This window comes from Parabacteroides chinchillae, assembly GCF_900108035.1.
Classification (GTDB): Bacteria; Bacteroidota; Bacteroidia; order Bacteroidales; family Tannerellaceae; genus Parabacteroides; species Parabacteroides chinchillae.
Genome location: NZ_FNVS01000005.1, coordinates 128,650 through 146,649, shown reverse-complemented (window position 1 = coordinate 146,649; position 18,000 = coordinate 128,650). Strand labels below are relative to the sequence as shown.

Annotated in this window: 15 protein-coding genes and 1 pseudogene; 9 read left to right on the top strand and 7 right to left on the bottom strand. The window is 41.6% G+C overall.

The annotated features are described in order from the left end of the window. Nucleotides 1-18 precede the first annotated feature (18 nt). The 4 genes and pseudogenes from C4S38_RS05495 to C4S38_RS05480 form a co-directional block, all read right to left on the bottom strand. A complete protein-coding gene (locus C4S38_RS05495; protein WP_103982877.1) occupies nt 19-606 on the bottom strand; it encodes an LOG family protein in 588 nt (195 codons plus the stop codon). Between the two features lie 6 nt (nt 607-612). Next, complete coding sequence (locus C4S38_RS05490) at nt 613-1,356, bottom strand: TIGR02757 family protein (protein WP_103982876.1); 744 nt, start codon at nt 1,354-1,356, stop codon at nt 613-615. A 4-nt stretch (nt 1,357-1,360) separates the two neighbouring features. After that, a pseudogene (locus C4S38_RS05485) lies at nt 1,361-2,062 on the bottom strand (DNA alkylation repair protein). Continuing rightward, a complete protein-coding gene (locus tag C4S38_RS05480) occupies nt 2,059-3,021 on the bottom strand; it encodes a 2-hydroxyacid dehydrogenase family protein (protein WP_103982875.1) in 963 nt (320 codons plus the stop codon). The pseudogene C4S38_RS05485 and the gene C4S38_RS05480 overlap by 4 nt, the downstream one beginning before the upstream one ends. Nucleotides 3,022-3,154: 133 nt before the next feature. On the opposite strand from C4S38_RS05480, the gene C4S38_RS05475 reads away from it, so the two are divergent. The 7 genes from C4S38_RS05475 (at nt 3,155) to deoC (ending at nt 10,757) form a co-directional block, all read left to right on the top strand. Further along, nucleotides 3,155-4,387, top strand: a complete 1,233-nt coding sequence (locus tag C4S38_RS05475; protein ID WP_103982874.1) for a nucleoside recognition domain-containing protein — start codon at nt 3,155-3,157, stop codon at nt 4,385-4,387. A 72-nt stretch (nt 4,388-4,459) separates the two neighbouring features. Next, complete coding sequence (gene ybeY / locus C4S38_RS05470; RefSeq protein WP_103982924.1) at nt 4,460-4,891, top strand: rRNA maturation RNase YbeY; 432 nt, start codon at nt 4,460-4,462, stop codon at nt 4,889-4,891. 348 nt (nt 4,892-5,239) lie between these two features. Then, nucleotides 5,240-7,117 carry a tRNA uridine-5-carboxymethylaminomethyl(34) synthesis enzyme MnmG gene (gene mnmG, locus C4S38_RS05465; protein WP_103982873.1) on the top strand — a complete coding sequence of 626 codons (1,878 nt, stop codon included), beginning with the start codon at nt 5,240-5,242 and terminating at the stop codon, nt 7,115-7,117. Between the two features lie 87 nt (nt 7,118-7,204). After that, the gene (gene uvrC / locus C4S38_RS05460; protein ID WP_103982872.1) at nt 7,205-9,022 is read left to right on the top strand and encodes an excinuclease ABC subunit UvrC; all 1,818 of its coding nucleotides are present in this window, start codon (nt 7,205-7,207) and stop codon (nt 9,020-9,022) included. 19 nt (nt 9,023-9,041) lie between these two features. Then, nucleotides 9,042-9,494: a D-aminoacyl-tRNA deacylase gene (gene dtd, locus C4S38_RS05455; RefSeq protein WP_103982871.1), complete on the top strand. Its 453-nt coding sequence runs from the start codon at nt 9,042-9,044 to the stop codon at nt 9,492-9,494. Nucleotides 9,495-9,497: 3 nt separating this feature from the next. Beyond that, nucleotides 9,498-9,830, top strand: coding sequence for a nucleotide pyrophosphohydrolase (locus C4S38_RS05450; RefSeq protein WP_103982870.1), 333 nt, complete (start codon nt 9,498-9,500; stop codon nt 9,828-9,830). Between the two features lie 3 nt (nt 9,831-9,833). After that, on the top strand, nt 9,834-10,757 hold the full coding sequence (gene deoC, locus C4S38_RS05445) for a deoxyribose-phosphate aldolase (protein WP_103982869.1): 924 nt from the start codon (nt 9,834-9,836) through the stop codon (nt 10,755-10,757). Between the two features lie 147 nt (nt 10,758-10,904). On the opposite strand, the gene C4S38_RS05440 is transcribed toward deoC, so the two are convergent. Beyond that, entirely contained in the window at nt 10,905-11,528 is a 624-nt protein-coding gene (locus C4S38_RS05440; protein ID WP_103982868.1) for a porin family protein, read from the bottom strand. Nucleotides 11,529-11,555: 27 nt separating this feature from the next. Next, a complete protein-coding gene (locus C4S38_RS05435) occupies nt 11,556-12,527 on the bottom strand; it encodes a polyprenyl synthetase family protein (RefSeq protein ID WP_103982867.1) in 972 nt (323 codons plus the stop codon). A gap of 100 nt (nt 12,528-12,627) precedes the next feature. Here C4S38_RS05435 and polA point away from each other — a divergent pair, with 100 nt between their 5' ends. Continuing rightward, complete coding sequence (gene polA / locus C4S38_RS05430) at nt 12,628-15,393, top strand: DNA polymerase I (RefSeq protein ID WP_103982866.1); 2,766 nt, start codon at nt 12,628-12,630, stop codon at nt 15,391-15,393. A gap of 209 nt (nt 15,394-15,602) precedes the next feature. After that, the gene (gene ychF, locus C4S38_RS05425) at nt 15,603-16,706 is read left to right on the top strand and encodes a redox-regulated ATPase YchF (protein ID WP_099464771.1); all 1,104 of its coding nucleotides are present in this window, start codon (nt 15,603-15,605) and stop codon (nt 16,704-16,706) included. A 181-nt stretch (nt 16,707-16,887) separates the two neighbouring features. Here ychF and C4S38_RS05420 read toward each other — a convergent pair whose 3' ends face one another. Next, nucleotides 16,888-17,997 (bottom strand): AraC family transcriptional regulator, encoded by a 1,110-nt coding sequence (locus C4S38_RS05420; RefSeq protein ID WP_103982865.1) that lies wholly within the window; start codon nt 17,995-17,997, stop codon nt 16,888-16,890. Nucleotides 17,998-18,000 lie beyond the last annotated feature (3 nt).

Genomic DNA, 18,000 nt, shown 5'->3' with positions numbered 1-18,000 from the left:
ATTGTACGGCTATTAAAGCTAAATAGCCGCAAATTTACGGGTATTTTTATCCCAGGAAGGCATAGAATAAATCAATTCAACTGCCTGTTCGGCTGTTTCGGCTACAGCCCACATGGCAGCGTGCTGAGGACGCATAAAATGTTCGTCCATACATCTCTGAAGCATTTCAAGCAAAGGATCAAAATAATGATTGGTATTCAAGACCACAATCGGATTGAGATACAAACCTAATTGTTTCCAGGTTATCACTTCCAACAGCTCTTCCAATGTACCACAACCACCCGGAAGTGCAATCACCGCATCAGACGTATCAGCCATCAGTTGCTTACGCTCATGCATTGTATCGACCTCGATTAATTCGGTCAATCCGGTATAATGCCAATCCTGTTCCACCATAAACCGGGGAATTACGCCTGTTACTGTACCGCCGGCTTCCAATGTGGCATCCGAAACAGTACGCATCAATCCTATAGAACCCGCACCATTAACCACCCTAAGTTTCCGTTCACCCAACAAAGTCCCTAATTGCTTCGCTGCCTCAAAATAGACAGCATCTATTTTTGTACTCGATGCGCAATACACGCATACGGAAGAGATCGTATTCATCTGTTCTTATTTATTAATATCATATCCAAACAAAGCAAAATCACCCAGACAAGGGTCACCGGGAAAGACTGTATTCAAGGCTTCTGTAATCTCATAGGCTGCCTTCATAGAAGCTGTCTTCTGCTTTGTCAAGCCCAGTTCTATCGATATCTGGTAAACATGTGTATCTAAAGGAATAAGCAATTGGTGTGGCTTAACAGCAGATTGCCATATACCAAAATCTACGATTCCATCCATCCTAACCATCCAGCGCAAAAACATTGCCAATCGCTTGCAAGCCGAATTGCCACTTATTACAGGAATGCCATTCACATTATAAAATAACTCTTGTAGCCTGGGAATAGGTGCAAGATGCGGAATGTCGTGCAAGGCATCTTCCAAAGAGTCATACCTCAAATATATTTCTCTCAGACGCAAACAAAGCCCCTCTAAGTCCGAATAAGTATAAAAGCGATAGAAAGTATCACGTATGGCCGGATCATTCGTTTTAAACGATGAAATGGCAGATATACCGTCATTCATCAACCATTCATATGGACTTGATCCCATAATCAGATGTAATTCTTCGGCCTTCTTCAGGATATTCGGCCTTCTACCATAAGAAATCCAGGCAGTGAGAAAGGCCGAAATCTCAATGTCTTGCTTTTTGTGGAAGCGGTGGGGAAATTGGACAGGATCATCCGTTATAAATGATTTTGTATTATATTGCTTTGCCCACTTTTGGAGTTGCTTTTTCACCGTCTCGTTCATTTAATCATTTCTTCTTCAAAAAATATTGCCGCTGATCTTCCGGATAATGCTCGATTGCGTAACGCAAAGCTGTACGGGGTAAACAAGTAGCATACTTTTCCAGGAAATCGGTCAATGTATTCCGGTTTTTCTTACCAACCTCACGCAACATCCAGCCTACAGCCTTATGCATCAAATCATGCTTATGTGTCATTAATCGTTCCGCAATAGCCAATGTATCGGTGAATTCGCCTTTGCGTATAAATGCAACAGTAGATACCATGGCAATACGTTGTTCCCAAAGGTTATCGCTCTCTGCCAGTTCATACAGGCGCGAACGGTCTTTATCCAACAAATAGACACCAACCACATGAGGACAAGTTACATCCACCAAATCCCAATTATTAATATAACGGGCATTCTTCAAATAAAACTTATAAAGAGCATCCCGTTCTGCCGGAGAAGCCTTCTTAAACCGTTCCACTACGATCAATAGGGCACAAAGACGGGCTTCATGGTACTTACTTTCCACTAGTACCTGCAATTCGGACAAAGGGGTTTGTTTATTTGCCTTAGCAATATTCCGGGTAAGAGGAACCACTAACCCCAGAAAGATATCACCTTCGGCATACTGTCCGGGGCCTGTTTAAAAAAATCGTTGTAAGAAAACGGCTTTCTCAGGGTTTGCAACAGACAACAACTCATTCAACACAAATTCCGCTGTCATGGTTTCAATACCCGTGACACAGGGCGGTCGCCTTCCAGAAATCCGATTACATTATCCGACACGGCACGTGCCATCTCTATACGGGTAGCTGTTATCTGTGTCCCGATATGTGGAGTAAGTACTACATTATCCATCCCGAGTAACTCAGGTAACGGATAGTCGCCAAATTCAAATACATCCAATCCGGCACCATAAATAATGCCTTCCTGCAGCGCCTTCACCAAAGCATGTTCATCCACCAAAGGGCCGCGCCCCGTATTAATCAGGATAGCAGTAGGTTTCATTCTTTTTAATGCGGATTCATCGATGATATGATATGTTTCAGGAGTATACGGTGCATTCAAAGAAACAAAATCAGATTGTGCCAGCAAGTCTTCAAACGAAACATAAGTCACCCCCAGTTTGGTTTCATCCTCGATACAAAGCTGGCGGCGGTTATGATAAACGACCTCCATACCACAAGCCCGGGCACGCTTAGCCAACGCTTTCCCGATTCGTCCCATACCTACTATTCCTAATGTTTGTCCGGTAATAGGCATTCCGAGATTCTCGAGTACACCAACTTTCATCTCTTTTCCCAATGTACGCAACTTACGATCGCATTCGGTAATACGACGGGCTGTATCTAATATTAATCCCAAAGCAATATCAGCAGTTGGGGCCGTCACAGGACCGGGAGTATTAGACACGACAATTCCTTTCTCTACCGCATAAGCTACATCTATATTATTATAGCCAACAGCATAATTGGCAACCATCTGTAACTTCGGTGCATGATCAATAAGTTCCTTATTCACCGGAAAATCGAACATGGAACAAAGCACGTCATATTCAGGTATCATTTCAAACACCTCTTCATACGTAAAGTCCCGTCCATCAGGAAAGGTAACCTCGTATTTGCTCTCCAGCTCCGCAAATCCTTCGCGAAACATGTCATAGGTAACTAATATCTTCTTCATACCTCTTACAATTATTAGGTAGCAAAAATACAAATCTATTGGCAATTAATTCGTATTTTTGTCAAATGCAACTTATTTTAGGTTCTTATTTTATCTTCCGAAAAGATAAAGATTAACATTTCTATTTCAAACTATGGTACTAAACTATATCTGGATTGCTTTCTTTCTTATTGCATTTGTAGTTGCTTTAGGTAAACTGCTGATAGGTGGAGACACAACAATTTTTACCGAAATTATTAATGCTTCCTTCGATTCTGCCAAAACAGGATTTGAAATATCGCTGGGACTTACCGGCATACTTTCCTTATGGTTGGGAATAATGAAGATAGGAGAAAAAGGCGGATTAATACAATCTTTTGCACGGATGGCATCGCCCGTATTCAGCAAACTGTTTCCTGATATTCCGAAAGACCATCCCGCTACCGGATCTATATTTATGAATCTGTCAGCCAACCTGTTAGGACTAGACAACGCCTCAACTCCCATGGGATTAAAGGCTATGCAGCAGCTACAGGAACTAAACAAAGACAAGGATTCGGCCAGCAATTCAATGATTATGTTCCTCTGTGTCAACGCATCAGGTCTAACACTTATCCCTATAACCATTATGATGTACAGGGCACAACTCGGGGCGGCCAACCCTTCGGACGTGTTCCTGCCTATCATGCTGGCAACATTTACCTCCACATTAGTTGCAATACTGGCTGTTTGCCTGAAGCAACGCATTAATATCCTGCAAAAGAACCTTATACTATTCTTTGGCGGAATGGGCCTATTCATCGGAGGATTAGTGTGGTTATTCAAGTCATTGAACCAAGAACAGGTGTCTCTCTATTCCACTTTATTTGCCAACACATTGCTGTTTACCATTATCTGCGGATTCATTATAAGCGGCATACGCAAGAAGATAAACGTATACGATACCTTTATCGAAGGAGCAAAAGAAGGATTTCATACGGCTGTTACCATCATACCTTATCTGGTAGCCATTCTGGTGGGTATAGGCGTATTTCGTGCATCAGGAGCAATGGACTTCATAATTGAAGGCATTCGTATAGGAATTAATTCATTGGGGATAAACACCGAATTTGTAGGAGCTCTGCCAACCATGCTGATGAAACCGCTCAGTGGAAGCGGAGCCAGGGGAATGATGCTGGACGCAATGAACACATACGGAGCCGACTCTTTTGTTGGGCGTCTGTCATCCATTGTACAAGGTTCGTGCGATACGACTTTCTATGTCGTTGCTCTATACTACGGAAGTGTAGGTATCCGGAATACGCGCTACACCGTACAGTGCGCTTTACTGGCAGATTTGGCCGGAGCTATTGCCGCTATCGCAATGGCATATCTGTTCTTCGGGTGATTGCAGGGCAATAAAACGGCATTGCGTATAACCGAATCGGAAGAATATCGTACTTTTGCAAAAAAAGAAACAATGATAGCTTACTTTGCCGAAGACATAAATTTGCCATCCATCCATCAGGAAGCCGTAAGCGGATGGGTGCGTGAAGTTGCTAAAACATATGGTAAAACCGTGGGGAATATCAGTTATATCTTTTGTTCGGACGAAAAGATACTGGAAGTAAACCGCCAATTCCTACAGCACGATTACTATACCGACATCATAACATTTGACTACACAAACGGGAACCGCATATCGGGAGATCTGTTTATCAGCCTCGATACGGTCAAGACAAATGCAGAAACTTTCCACACCAATTATGTAGAAGAACTTCACCGGACTATTATTCACGGGATACTGCATCTTTGTGGCATCAATGACAAAGGGCCAGGCGAGCGCGAAATCATGGAAGCCAACGAGAATAAAGCACTGGCAATCCTGCCCAAGGAATGTCATATTTCATAACCTAACGTCTCTTTTATACAGCAACTACTTCTTTATAACGGCTAAACAAACCGGTATAGCCTTCTTACACTGTTGATTATACTCACCGTTACGATTTACTAAATTAAAACACAGCACTATTTAAGAAAAAGATCCTGTATAATTATTCTTTTGACCCGGGTCAAAATTAATTTCTTCCCAGGACAAAATTAATTATTAGCTTGGTAGAAATTAAATTCCGGCTGCTCAAAAGAATAAATTATCCTATACTTTGAAATAGATTCTCCTATATGCAAAAAGAAAAGTATAGATGTCTAAACCTACCCGAATCTGACTATCTTTGCAAAAGAAATATAGAGATTTACGACAATGACTTTTAATTATGACGTAATTGTAGTAGGTGCCGGACATGCAGGCTGTGAAGCGGCGGCGGCGGCGGCTAATCTGGGATCGAAAACGCTGTTGATAACAATGGACATGAATAAGATCGCCCAGATGAGTTGTAACCCTGCAGTAGGAGGAATAGCCAAAGGGCAAATCGTTCGCGAGATAGATGCCTTGGGTGGACAAATGGGAATAGTGACGGACAAAACCGCCATCCAGTTCCGCATGCTGAACCGAAGTAAAGGACCGGCAATGTGGAGCCCACGCGCTCAAAGTGACCGTGCACGCTTTATAGACTGTTGGAGAAGTATTGTTGAGAATACCGACAATTTGTTCATTTGGCAGGATATGGTAAACGAACTCATCGTAGAAAACGGGCGTGTATGTGGAGTACGCACCGGCATGCATGTAGAATTTAAAGCAGGAGCGGTAGTCCTTACAAACGGAACCTTCCTGAATGGCTTATTACATATCGGCCGTACTCAGATAAGAGGAGGACGCATTGCGGAACCGGCTTCAAAAGGTATCACCGAACAACTGGTATCGTTAGGCATAAAAGCAGAACGAATGAAGACCGGCACACCGGTACGCATTGATGGCCGGAGCATACACTTCGATGAAATGGGCGAACAGCCGGGCGAAACCGATTTCCATAAATTTTCATATCTTGACACGCCCCACCAAGTATTAAAGCAACTAAGCTGCTGGACAACCTATACAAACGAGGCTTGCCACGAAGTACTTCGCCAGGGGCTTCCCGATTCGCCACTATACAACGGGCAGATTCAAAGCATAGGGCCGCGTTATTGCCCCAGTATCGAGACAAAGATCATTACTTTTGCGGATAAAACGCAACACCAGCTATTCCTGGAACCGGAAGGAGAGACAACACAAGAATATTATCTGAACGGTTTCTCATCCTCTTTGCCTTTGGACATTCAGCTACGTGCTTTACAGCAAATACCGGCTTTCCGCGATATACAGATATATCGTCCGGGATACGCCATAGAATACGATTTCTTCGATCCTACACAGCTTAACCATAATCTGGAAACGAAGCAAATCAAGAATCTGTTCTTTGCCGGACAAATCAACGGAACCACCGGATATGAAGAGGCAGGCGGACAAGGGCTGATAGCCGGGATCAATGCGCACATCAACTGCCACGGCGGTGACTCGTTTATATTGGGACGAGACGAAGCCTACATTGGCGTTTTGATCGACGATCTTGTAACCAAGGGTGTAGACGAACCTTACCGCATGTTTACTTCGAGAGCAGAATACAGAATCTTGCTTCGTCAGGATGATGCCGATATGCGCCTTACCGAAAAGTCGCATAAGTTGGGACTGGCTACGCAGCACCGCTACGACCTGTTAAAAGAAAAGAAAGACAGCCGGGATGCTATTATCCAATTTTGCGAGAATTATTCCGTAAAGCCTCAATATATAAATGAGGGATTAGAGAAATTGGGGACAACTCCCCTAGCCCACGGTTGCAAACTGATCGATCTGATTGTGCGTCCTCAAACGACATTAACCAATATTGCAGAACTGGTTCCTGCTTTGCGTTCCGAATTGGACAAAGTTCCTGCTTCACGAAAAGAAGAAATTATCGAAGCTGCCGAAATATTAATTAAATACAGCGGCTATATCAAACGCGAACAAATCATAGCAGATAAAATAAACCGCCTGGAAAACATTCGTATCAAAGGTAAGTTCGATTATAATTCCATACAATCTCTATCCACAGAAGCACGCCAGAAGTTAACAAAGATAGATCCGGACACCATTGCTCAGGCAAGCAGGATTCCGGGAATATCGCCAAGCGACATCAATATTCTGCTGGTGCTTTTGGGAAGATAAGAAAAATATGCAAATTGTTCCACGTGAAACATTACTTCAGCAAACGTAGCTAAAAGACTGGGTTTGCGGAAGACAAAGGCAATAACAATGGCAATAGATAAAGAAACACATATTAAAACGATCCTCTCTGTCATCCCGGAAAAACCGGGATGCTACCAATACTTTGACGAAAAGGGAACTATAATATATGTAGGCAAAGCCAAAAACCTGAAACGCCGCGTATCTTCTTATTTCAACAAGGAACACGACAGCAACAAAACACGCGTACTTGTAAAGCAAATACGCGACATTAAATATATAGTGGTAGATACGGAAGAAGATGCTCTTTTGCTTGAGAATAATTTAATCAAGCAATATCGTCCGCGCTACAACGTTTTGCTGAAAGACGACAAAACCTATCCTTCTATCGTAGTAAAGAATGAATATTTTCCACGCGTATTCCAAACAAGAAACATTATACGTGACGGATCGCAATACTATGGCCCCTATCCTTCCCTGTTTACGGCTAAAGTAATGCTGCAAATGCTAAAGGAACTTTATCCGATACGCACCTGCAAATATCCCCTTACACCGGAATCTATTCGCGAAGGACGCTATAAGATTTGCCTGGAATATCACATCAAACGCTGCAAAGGCCCTTGTGAAGGACTACAAAGCTGGGAAGAATACCAAAAGAATATCTCCGAAATAAAAGAAATATTACGCGGAAATATTTCGCAGATAAGCAAGATGCTATATGAAGAAATGCAGACACTTGCCGGAGAATTGAAGTTTGAAGAAGCTCAGAAGGTAAAAGAAAAGTACGAAGTTATAGAAAATTATCGGGCTAAGTCTACCGTTGTAACACCTATGTTGCACAATATAGATGTATTTTCTATTGCAGAAAACGAAAATTCGGCTTATATCAATTTCATGCATATCGGCAACGGTGCAATAGTCCAAGCTTACACATTTGAATACAAGAAGCGGCTGGATGAATCGAAAGAAGAGCTTCTAAGTTTAGGCATCATAGAAATGCGGGAACGATTTAAGAGCACAGCACGCGAAATAATTGTACCTTTTGAATTGGAAATGGAGCTTGGCAACATAACCTTTACTATCCCACAGCGGGGAGACAAGAAGAAACTGCTGGAACTATCAGAAATGAACGTAAAACAATTCAAGGTAGACCGCCTGAAACAATCCGAGAAACTAAATCCGGAGCAACGTACTACGCGCATTTTAAAGGAGATTCAGGATGCTCTGCATCTGCCCAAATTACCTGCACACATCGAATGTTTTGACAACTCCAACATACAAGGAAGCGATGCAGTTGCAGCTTGTGTCGTATTTAAGATGGGAAAACCTTCAAAAAAGGATTATCGTAAATACAATATCAAAACAGTTGTTGGCCCGGACGACTACGCTTCCATGAAAGAAGTTGTACGCCGCCGTTATCTACGTGCCAAAGAAGAAAATACTCCCCTGCCCGACCTGATTATAACAGACGGAGGCAAAGGGCAAATGGAAGTTGTACGTTCCGTTATTGAAGACGAACTACAGCTTACTATTCCAATAGCAGGATTGGCAAAGGACGGAAAACATCGTACATCGGAACTGTTATTCGGATTTCCACCGGAGACGATAGGCATGCAGCTAAACAGCCCTCTGTTTCATCTTCTGACGCGCATGCAGGACGAAGTACACCGTTTCGCCATCTCTTTCCATAAAGATAAGCGAAGCAAAACCCAGGTCGCCTCAGAATTGGATAGTATAAAAGGCATCGGTGAAAAGACAAAAACCGTACTTTTACGTCAATATAAAAGTGTAAAACGCATCAGGGAAGCCGATTTTGAGGAGCTAAAGAAGCTAATAGGCGAAGCCAAAGCAAAGATTTTAAAGGAAGGATTATTCGTAAATCAATAAAAAGAGAAAAATATATAAGATGAGAACAGTAACACAACGCGTACAATATGCTTCGGTAACGATTGACGGGCAACTGAAATCGAAAATCGGAAAAGGATTGCTAGTCCTTGTAGGCATTGAAGATCGCGATACGCAGGAAGACATTGAATGGCTTTGCAAAAAGATAGCAAACCTGCGCATATTTGATGATGAAAACGGAGTAATGAACCATTCAGTAACAGAAATTCAGGGAGAAGTCATGGTAGTAAGCCAGTTTACACTGCATGCGTCTACAAAAAAGGGAAACCGCCCCTCCTACATCCATGCTTCCAAACCAGACTTTGCCATCCCGATGTATGAGGCTTTCTGTGCCGAAATGGGTATCCAACTGGGCAAAGAAGTAGCCACAGGGACGTTTGGTGCCGACATGAAGATTGAACTATTAAACGACGGGCCTGTTACTATTCTTATAGACTCGCAAAACAAAGAATGACAAATGGCGGAAATAACTATACAAGAAGCTCAACAAAAGGTTGACAATTGGATTAAGACTTACGGAGTTCGCTACTTCAATGAGCTTACCAACATGACGATTCTTACCGAAGAAGTAGGCGAACTGGCACGTATCATGGCACGTACTTATGGCGAACAATCGTTTAAGGAAAGCGACAAGCACCGGGATCTGGGCGATGAAATGGCCGATGTTCTTTGGGTACTACTTTGCCTGGCCAATCAAACGGGCGTAGATATGACTGCAGCCTTCGAGAAGAATTTACAAAAGAAAACCAATCGCGATAAAGAACGACATATCAACAATAAAAAATTATAATTTATGGCACACGAACATACCCACGACTGTGAGTGCGGACACGATCATGAAACCTCTCACGCAGACAAGTATCACGAAGCATTCAATAAGTTTGAACCGGCTCAACCGGAGGAACAGATTAAAGCAACTATAGATAAACTGATTGAAAAGAATTACAAAGCCAACTTCACCCCTGAAGTGTTAAAATTCATACACGGTTGCATCGATCTCACCTCTCTTACAAGCTTAGATACAAAAGAAAGCATCTGGCAGATGGTAGAACAGGTAAATGATTTTGAAGGAACCCGGCCCGATGTTCCGAATGTAGCAGCCATCTGTACCTATCCCCTGTTTGTTGAGACTGTAAAGCAAGCACTAACAGCACAAGAGGTAAAAATAGCTTCTGTAGCCGCTGGTTTTCCCGCTTCACAGACCTTTGCAGAAGTAAAGATTGCAGAGGTTGCCATGGCCGTTATGGAAGGAGCTGACGAAATAGATGTAGTACTGAATCTGGGGTATTTCATGGAAGATAATTTCGAGGAACTAGCAGAAGAACTGCAAGAAATAAAAGAAAGTTGCCGAGAAGCTCATCTGAAAGTTATTCTGGAGACTGGTGCTTTGGCAACAGCCGATAACATCCGGAAGGCATCCATATTGGCCATTTATAGTGGTGCTGATTTCATTAAAACATCAACAGGCAAAGGATATCCGGGAGCAACCCTGGAAGCTGTATATACGATGTGCAAAGTCGTAAAAACATACGAATCTATCGCCGGAAAGAAGGTCGGAATTAAAGTATCAGGTGGTGTACGCACTTCCGAAGAAGCCGTTAAATATTATACCATAGTAAAAGAAATATTGGGAGAAGAATGGCTCACCAAAGATTTATTCCGTATCGGAGCCAGTAGTCTGGTTGCTGATATACAAAAGCATTTGATTTTAACATAAAAAACTATATTACAAACATTTAACACACAACAAGGCTAAAACAACCCCTTGTCTGCATTTAAACAAAAAAAGGTCGGCAACTTCATCAAAAAAGTTGCCGGCCTTTTTCATTTTCCTTGCCTCCCCTTTTAGAGACAGGCAAGCATCTTATTTCTTTCCGAACCGGAACTTATATCCAACCGATAGAGAGAGCAGAAAATTCTTTGTTCCTTCTGCATTCAAATTATCCGTACAACCTTGCATGTAGCCCAAGGAAGCCAAATACTGACCATATTCAACACCAAGTTCCAGGGCAACACCTAAATCCTGGCGGGTAGCAACTTCTCCACGGATATAATCATTATCCGGTTTTCCAAAGGTATTAACCGACACGGATATACCATCCATTTTCACCGTTGTTTTACCGAATAATCCGACTCCATAATAAGGGCCCGCATTAATTTTGAGAACGGTATTAGTAGCACATGGTATGCGGAAAGAAGCATAAAGAGGAATATCCAGCCAATAACCGGTAACAGACCCTTTGATTCCTGAATAGACTTTAGTATTTGCCCCACGTCCATTCAGCAAAAGTCCAGGTTGCAAATGAAAATAACGGCTTAGCTTAATATCTCCCAGAACACCCAGATTTGCTCCCGGCCTTATACGCGATCCTTCAGCATTCAGATAAGTAGAAAGATTCAGACCGGCACGTACATCTATTCCTTGTGCCTTTATTAATTGGGAACAAAACAGGCATATTATTAGCCCTACAAATAATTTTTGCCTCATAAATAAGTAAACTAAAGAAAGTCAATTTTATTTTTTTCGATTCATCACATAATCGGCCAAAAGGAATAACCCGTCGCGGGCTGCTGATTCAGGTAGTTCATCCAGAACGGAAACAGCCTTTTCGTGAAACTCCTTCATGCGTTTTCCGGCATATTCAATACCACCGTTTACTTTAGCAAAATCGATCAAAGCATCTATGTTTTTCGCAGAAAAATCCTTTGATAAGATTATCCTTAAATAAGGAGCAGCTTCTTTTTCATTTGTCCGCAAAGCATACAATAAAGGCAATGTAACCTTTCCTTCGCGGATATCGTTACCTGTAGGTTTTCCGATATTAGCTTCTTTAAAATAGTCAAATATATCATCCTTAATCTGGAAACAATAGCCCAGATATTCACCAAAACGACGACAAATTGATATGGTCTCAGCGGATGCACCGGAAGAAATTGCACCGATTTCGGTACAGGCAGAAAGTAAAGTTGCCGTTTTCTTTTTAATAACCTGCATGTAGCAAGCTTCATCCAGTATACTCTCTTCCGCAGTTTCGAGCTGTTTGATTTCCCCCTCCGACAAGTCGCGTCCAAGATTAGAGACAATGCCGATTATACGAAGATCACCGGTTTGGATAGAACGGATCAAGGCCGTAGAAAGAACATAATCGCCTACAAGTACAGATATGCGGTTGTCAAAAATTGCATTCAGCGACGGCACTCCCCTACGTTGTTTCGTTTCATCTATTACATCATCATGAATAAGGGTTGCCGTGTGGAGCAGCTCCAGTAAAACAGCAGAGTTAATCGTGTTTTCGTTTACTTGTCCGCAAGCCTTGGCAGCAAGAAGCACAAGTAAAGGGCGGACATGCTTACCGGTAGAATTCAATATTGTATCAATAGCCGACTGCAAACGGCGGGTTTCACTGCATAGTGAAGCGGCAAAGTCATCATTAAATTGTTTAAACTCGGTCGCAACTGGTTCTGCTATTTTCCTTATATCATCCATAATCTGTTCAAAGATTCGCAAAAGTAACAAAAACTATCGAGTAAGCGACTTTTTTCGTACATTTACCAAGATTTTGTCCCACTAAAACGTGTTAAAAGCAATGAAGTTATTCCTCATAGATGCATACGCATTGATTTATCGGTCGTATTACGCTTTCATAAAGATTCCGCGCATTAATTCCAAGGGAGTTAATACCTCCGCTATTTTCGGTTTTATAAATAGTCTAGAAGATATTTTGAAGCGTGAAAACCCAACCCATATAGCAGTAGCATTCGACCCACACGGACCTACATTCCGGCACGAAGCTTACGAACAATACAAAGCGCAACGGGAAGAAACGCCAGAAGTAATCAAGCAGTCTGTGCCCATCATTAAGAATATAATCAAGGCATACAATATCCCGATCCTGGAAGTAGCCGGTTATGAAGCAGACGATGTAATAGGAACAATTGCCAAACAAGCAGCCAAAGAAGACTTCGATGTATATATGATGACACCGGACAAAGATTATGGACAGCTGGTAGAAGATCATATTTTCATGTACCGTCCCCGTTTTGGAGGCGACTACGAAATAATGGGAGTGCCAGAAGTGTTAAATAAATACGGGCTCACTTCTACTGAACAGGTCATTGATTTGCTGGGGCTCATGGGAGATACATCGGATAATATTCCCGGATGTCCGGGCGTTGGAGAAAAGACTGCCCAAAAACTGCTTACCGAATTTGGTACTATAGAAAACCTGCTTGCCAATACCGACAAGCTAAAAGGTGCACAAAGAATAAAGGTGGAAAAAAATGCAGAGCAAATTCGTTTCTCAAAATTCCTGGCAACAATTAAAACGGATGTTCCCATTCAATTTGATGCAAATCTATATATTCGCGAAAAACCGGATGTAGAACAACTGACGAAAATATACACCGAACTGGAATTTAGGACCTTTATCAACAAACTTTCCGAAGAAGTTAAAAAACCTTTACCAAAACAACCTCTTCAAGGCGATCTCTTTGGCTTATTTGAAGTCGAGACTACGAGTGCTTCAAAATATTCAACTCTCGCAGACTTAAGATCAATCTCCCATAAGTATTATATTGCTGATACAGAGCAAAAACAAAACGATTTAGCAAGCTTTTTAGAGAATCAGGAATTTTTCGCATTTGACACGGAAACAGATAATATCGATCCTCTAAACGCCGGGCTGGTAGGCATGTCGTTCGCAGTAAAAGAAAATGAGGCATGGTATGTCCCTGTTCCGGAAAATTCCATTGAAGCTGATAAAGTAGTAAGCCGCTTCTCCCCTGCCCTGGAAAATGAAAAAATACAAAAGATAGGACAAAATATCAAATTCGATATTCTGGTACTTCGAAAATACAGAGTAAAAGTAGCTGGTCCGTTATTCGATACAATGATAGCCCACTACTTATTAAATCCGGAATTGCGCCACGGCATGGATTATCTGGCAGAGACCTATCTCAAATATAAACCGATCCCCATTGAAGAACTGATAGGTACAAGAGGCAAGAAGCAGCTATCCATGCGTGACGTCCCTCTCTCCAAAATATCCGAATACGCAGCCGAAGATGCTGACGTTACACTTAAACTCCGCAACTATTTTGCTCCCGAGCTAAAAAAGGAAGGTATCGACTCATTATTTTACGATATAGAAATGCCTCTAATATATGTATTAACAGATATGGAAGCAACAGGAGTAACGATAGACACCATCGCATTAAAGCAATCTTCGGAAGAGCTTTCTATTGTCATGGTAGCATTGGAAAAGGAAATATATGAAATGGCAGGCAAAAAGTTCAACATTAACTCTGCCCGTCAGGTAGGAGAAATCCTTTTCGACCATCTGAAAATAGAAGAAAAGGCAAAGAAGACAAAAACCGGTAACTACAGCACCAGCGAAGATATATTGGAAAAGATGCGTGGTAAGCACCCTATCATAGGTAAATTACTTGAATACCGGGGACTGAAAAAGCTACTTAGTACTTATATAGACGCCCTACCCGAGCTAATCAGGCCCACATCAGGGAAAATACATACATCCTATAATCAGGCAGTAACAGCTACAGGGCGCCTTAGTTCCACCAACCCAAATCTCCAGAACATACCGGTTCGCGACGAGTTGGGACGTGAAATCCGCAAGGCCTTTACCGCGGATAATACGAACTGTATTTTCTTTTCTGCCGATTATTCACAGATCGAATTACGTATTATGGCCCATTTAAGCAACGATCAGCACATGATTGATGCTTTCTGCAGCGGAGCTGATATTCATGCTGCTACGGCCGCTAAAATATACGGAGTACCCCTTGAAGAAGTTACCAGCGATATGCGCCGCAAAGCAAAAACAGCCAACTTCGGTATTATCTATGGAATTTCCATATTCGGTCTATCAGAAAGACTAAACATTCCGCGTGCGGAAGCAAAAGAACTGATTGACGGTTATTTCCAGAGCTATCCCCGTATAAGAGAATACATGGATGAAAGTATTGCCAATGCGAAAGAAAAAGGATACGTAGAAACAATCTTCAAGCGTAAACGTTTCTTGCCGGACATAACCTCTCACAATGCTATTGTCAGAGGTTATGCCGAACGAAATGCCATCAACGCTCCTATCCAGGGAAGCGCAGCCGATATTATAAAGGTAGCAATGATACGTATATTCAACCGCTTTGAGAAAGAAAAACTCAAAAGCAAAATGATCCTTCAGGTACATGACGAACTTAACTTCAACGTCTACAAAGACGAATTAGAAACAGTAAAACAAATCGTACTGGAAGAAATGGAGGGTGTTATCAAACTTCAAGTTCCTCTCATAGCAGACTGTGGAGAAGGCACAAACTGGCTGGAAGCACATTAATATTATCATTACAACAACACAATTATATAAGTATACAAATACCCTGTCTATGTTCGTTACACCTCACAGGCAGGGCTGGTGCTTCGTATCAATCACGAAAACTACATCAAATCACCAAGAAACACACTTTTCCTTATGATGAACTTTGACAAATAATCTGTACATTTGCAGCCTCAGATCAAGATTATTAAATAATTAAATTACAATAAATGGCATTACAATGTGGTATCGTAGGTCTTCCCAATGTAGGGAAATCTACTCTTTTCAACTGCTTATCAAATGCAAAAGCACAATCGGCAAACTTTCCGTTTTGCACAATAGAACCGAATGTAGGCGTTATTACCGTTCCTGATGAACGTTTGAATAAACTGGCGGAACTGATCAACCCGAAACAGATAGTTCCCACCACAGTAGAAATCGTAGACATTGCCGGCCTCGTAAAAGGAGCCAGCAAGGGTGAAGGGTTGGGTAACAAGTTTCTGGCTAATATACGCGAAACTGATGCCATCCTTCATGTATTGCGCTGCTTTGACGACGAAAATATTGTACATGTAGATGGTACTGTAGATCCTGTACGCGATAAGGAAATTATTGATGCCGAACTGCAAATAAAGGATTTGGAAACCATTGACAGCCGTATTGCAAAAGTACAGAAACAAGCTCAAACAGGTGGCGATAAGCAGGCTAAACAGGCCTACGAAGTACTTCTAAAATACAAGGAAGCACTAGAACAAGGCAAAAGTGCCCGCACAGTCACTTTCGAGACTAAAGACGAACAGAAAATTGCCCGCGAACTGTTCTTGCTAACCAGCAAACCGGTTATGTATGTTTGCAATGTAGACGAAGCCAGTGCCGTAAACGGTAACAAATATGTAGAGGCCGTACGCGAAGCTGTAAAAGACGAAAATGCAGAAATACTAGTAGTAGCAGCCAAAATTGAGAGCGAAATAGCTGAATTCGAAACGTATGAAGAACGCCAGATGTTCTTACAGGAAATCGGCCTGGAAGAATCGGGTGTTAACCGCCTGATCAAAGCCGCCTATCACCTGTTGAACCTACAGACTTACCTGACTGCAGGTGTACAGGAAGTACGTGCCTGGACATTCGAAAAGGGATGGAAAGCCCCACAATGTGCCGGTGTTATCCATACCGATTTTGAGAAAGGTTTTATCCGTGCAGAAGTAATCAAGTACGACGACTATATTTCATACGGATCGGAAGCCGCAGTGAAGGAAGCCGGAAAAATGAGCGTGGAAGGCAAAGACTACGTTGTACAGGACGGCGACATTATGCATTTCAGATTCAACGTCTGATAGCTCGGCAAAACTGACTAGTCCTAAATAACCGTAACGGTTATTTAGGACTAGTCAGTCATTCATAGTTATGATTTCATCAAACCATAACTATGATTCTAAAAAATCATAACGGAGATATTAATCGACCAGTTCCCCGGATGCTATATGATAGAAGTAAAAAAGAAACCAACCATGTCAATTACTTTCTATATTCAGACGGCATGACACCCGTACTCTTTACAAATGCACGTCTGAAGGTACTTATTGAATGAAAACCCGAACGTTCGGCTATCTCCTGGATACTGGTCATAGGCTCGGCTTCCAGCAAACGTTTACTCTCTTCTACCCTGAACCTATTTACATAATCGGAAAATGAACAGCCCAATTCTTTATTGAATAATTGAGACAAATAAGAACGGCTAATCGGAAATACACGTTGGAGGTCTGTAAGGCGTAAATCTTCCCTTAGATAAGGTTTTTCTTTCTCAAACCAGATATTCACCTCTTCAACATAACGTTTATTCAGTATTGAATGTTGGTCGTCGTCCTCTTCTTCATCATAGGGAATATCCCAACCTTTTTCAAAAGAATGATCTAAGTGAATAACTTTAAGAAATAATGCTTTATAAAAGAAATAATACCATACTATAAGAAGTACCGCTTTATCTATTACATACAATACAGGTCTGTCTGTTAATAAAAGAATCAAATAAAAGACATATAAAATAACCAATATGAACATAATTTTCTTTAGCCAATTCAGATCATATTCTTCCGGGTCGGCAACATTCTCACTTAAATATTTTGTAAACCCTTTGCTGTATTTTAATACAAGATAAATAGGTAAAGCCATATAGAACAGCGTAAACAATAATAGTAGTATCCTTAAAACCATATCTATATTAAAATGGATAAATACATCTTCCAATGTATAATAGACATGTATTTCACTTCCGGACAATCTGTAAATAAAAAAAGCCAGACCTCCCGTAAAAACAGGACTAATAAAGTAAAGAATACGTCTTAAAGTCAAATAACCAGGACGGAGAACTTCTATCACATAACAAGCCAAGCTTGCACTTACCAAACAGCCGCTAAAAAGTATATCCGGATCAAATACCTCTTTTGCATTATCTACATACAAATTCACAGATATGCGAACAGCTGCCAAAAAAGCCCAAAGAAACATACTCCATCCCAAAATACGCTTTGCACGGTTATCACGGGCTCTCAACAATAAAGTAAATCCTCCAAAAATGCAGAACCCCAATATTTGCAAACTTAATAAGAATTGAATTTTATCCAACATAAT

Excerpts from the sequence above, each read along its gene's own strand:
- C4S38_RS05495 (WP_103982877.1), bottom strand. The coding sequence starts at position 606 with ATGAATACGATCTCTTCCGTATGCGTGTATTGCGCATCGAGTACAAAA.
- C4S38_RS05490 (WP_103982876.1), bottom strand. The coding sequence starts at position 1,356 with ATGAACGAGACGGTGAAAAAGCAACTCCAAAAGTGGGCAAAGCAATAT.
- C4S38_RS05480 (WP_103982875.1), bottom strand. The coding sequence starts at position 3,021 with ATGAAGAAGATATTAGTTACCTATGACATGTTTCGCGAAGGATTTGCG.
- C4S38_RS05475 (WP_103982874.1), top strand. The coding sequence starts at position 3,155 with ATGGTACTAAACTATATCTGGATTGCTTTCTTTCTTATTGCATTTGTA.
- ybeY (WP_103982924.1), top strand. The coding sequence starts at position 4,460 with ATGATAGCTTACTTTGCCGAAGACATAAATTTGCCATCCATCCATCAG.
- mnmG (WP_103982873.1), top strand. The coding sequence starts at position 5,240 with ATGACTTTTAATTATGACGTAATTGTAGTAGGTGCCGGACATGCAGGC.
- uvrC (WP_103982872.1), top strand. The coding sequence starts at position 7,205 with ATGGCAATAGATAAAGAAACACATATTAAAACGATCCTCTCTGTCATC.
- dtd (WP_103982871.1), top strand. The coding sequence starts at position 9,042 with ATGAGAACAGTAACACAACGCGTACAATATGCTTCGGTAACGATTGAC.
- C4S38_RS05450 (WP_103982870.1), top strand. The coding sequence starts at position 9,498 with ATGGCGGAAATAACTATACAAGAAGCTCAACAAAAGGTTGACAATTGG.
- deoC (WP_103982869.1), top strand. The coding sequence starts at position 9,834 with ATGGCACACGAACATACCCACGACTGTGAGTGCGGACACGATCATGAA.
- C4S38_RS05440 (WP_103982868.1), bottom strand. The coding sequence starts at position 11,528 with ATGAGGCAAAAATTATTTGTAGGGCTAATAATATGCCTGTTTTGTTCC.
- C4S38_RS05435 (WP_103982867.1), bottom strand. The coding sequence starts at position 12,527 with ATGGATGATATAAGGAAAATAGCAGAACCAGTTGCGACCGAGTTTAAA.
- polA (WP_103982866.1), top strand. The coding sequence starts at position 12,628 with ATGAAGTTATTCCTCATAGATGCATACGCATTGATTTATCGGTCGTAT.
- ychF (WP_099464771.1), top strand. The coding sequence starts at position 15,603 with ATGGCATTACAATGTGGTATCGTAGGTCTTCCCAATGTAGGGAAATCT.
- C4S38_RS05420 (WP_103982865.1), bottom strand. The coding sequence starts at position 17,997 with ATGTTGGATAAAATTCAATTCTTATTAAGTTTGCAAATATTGGGGTTC.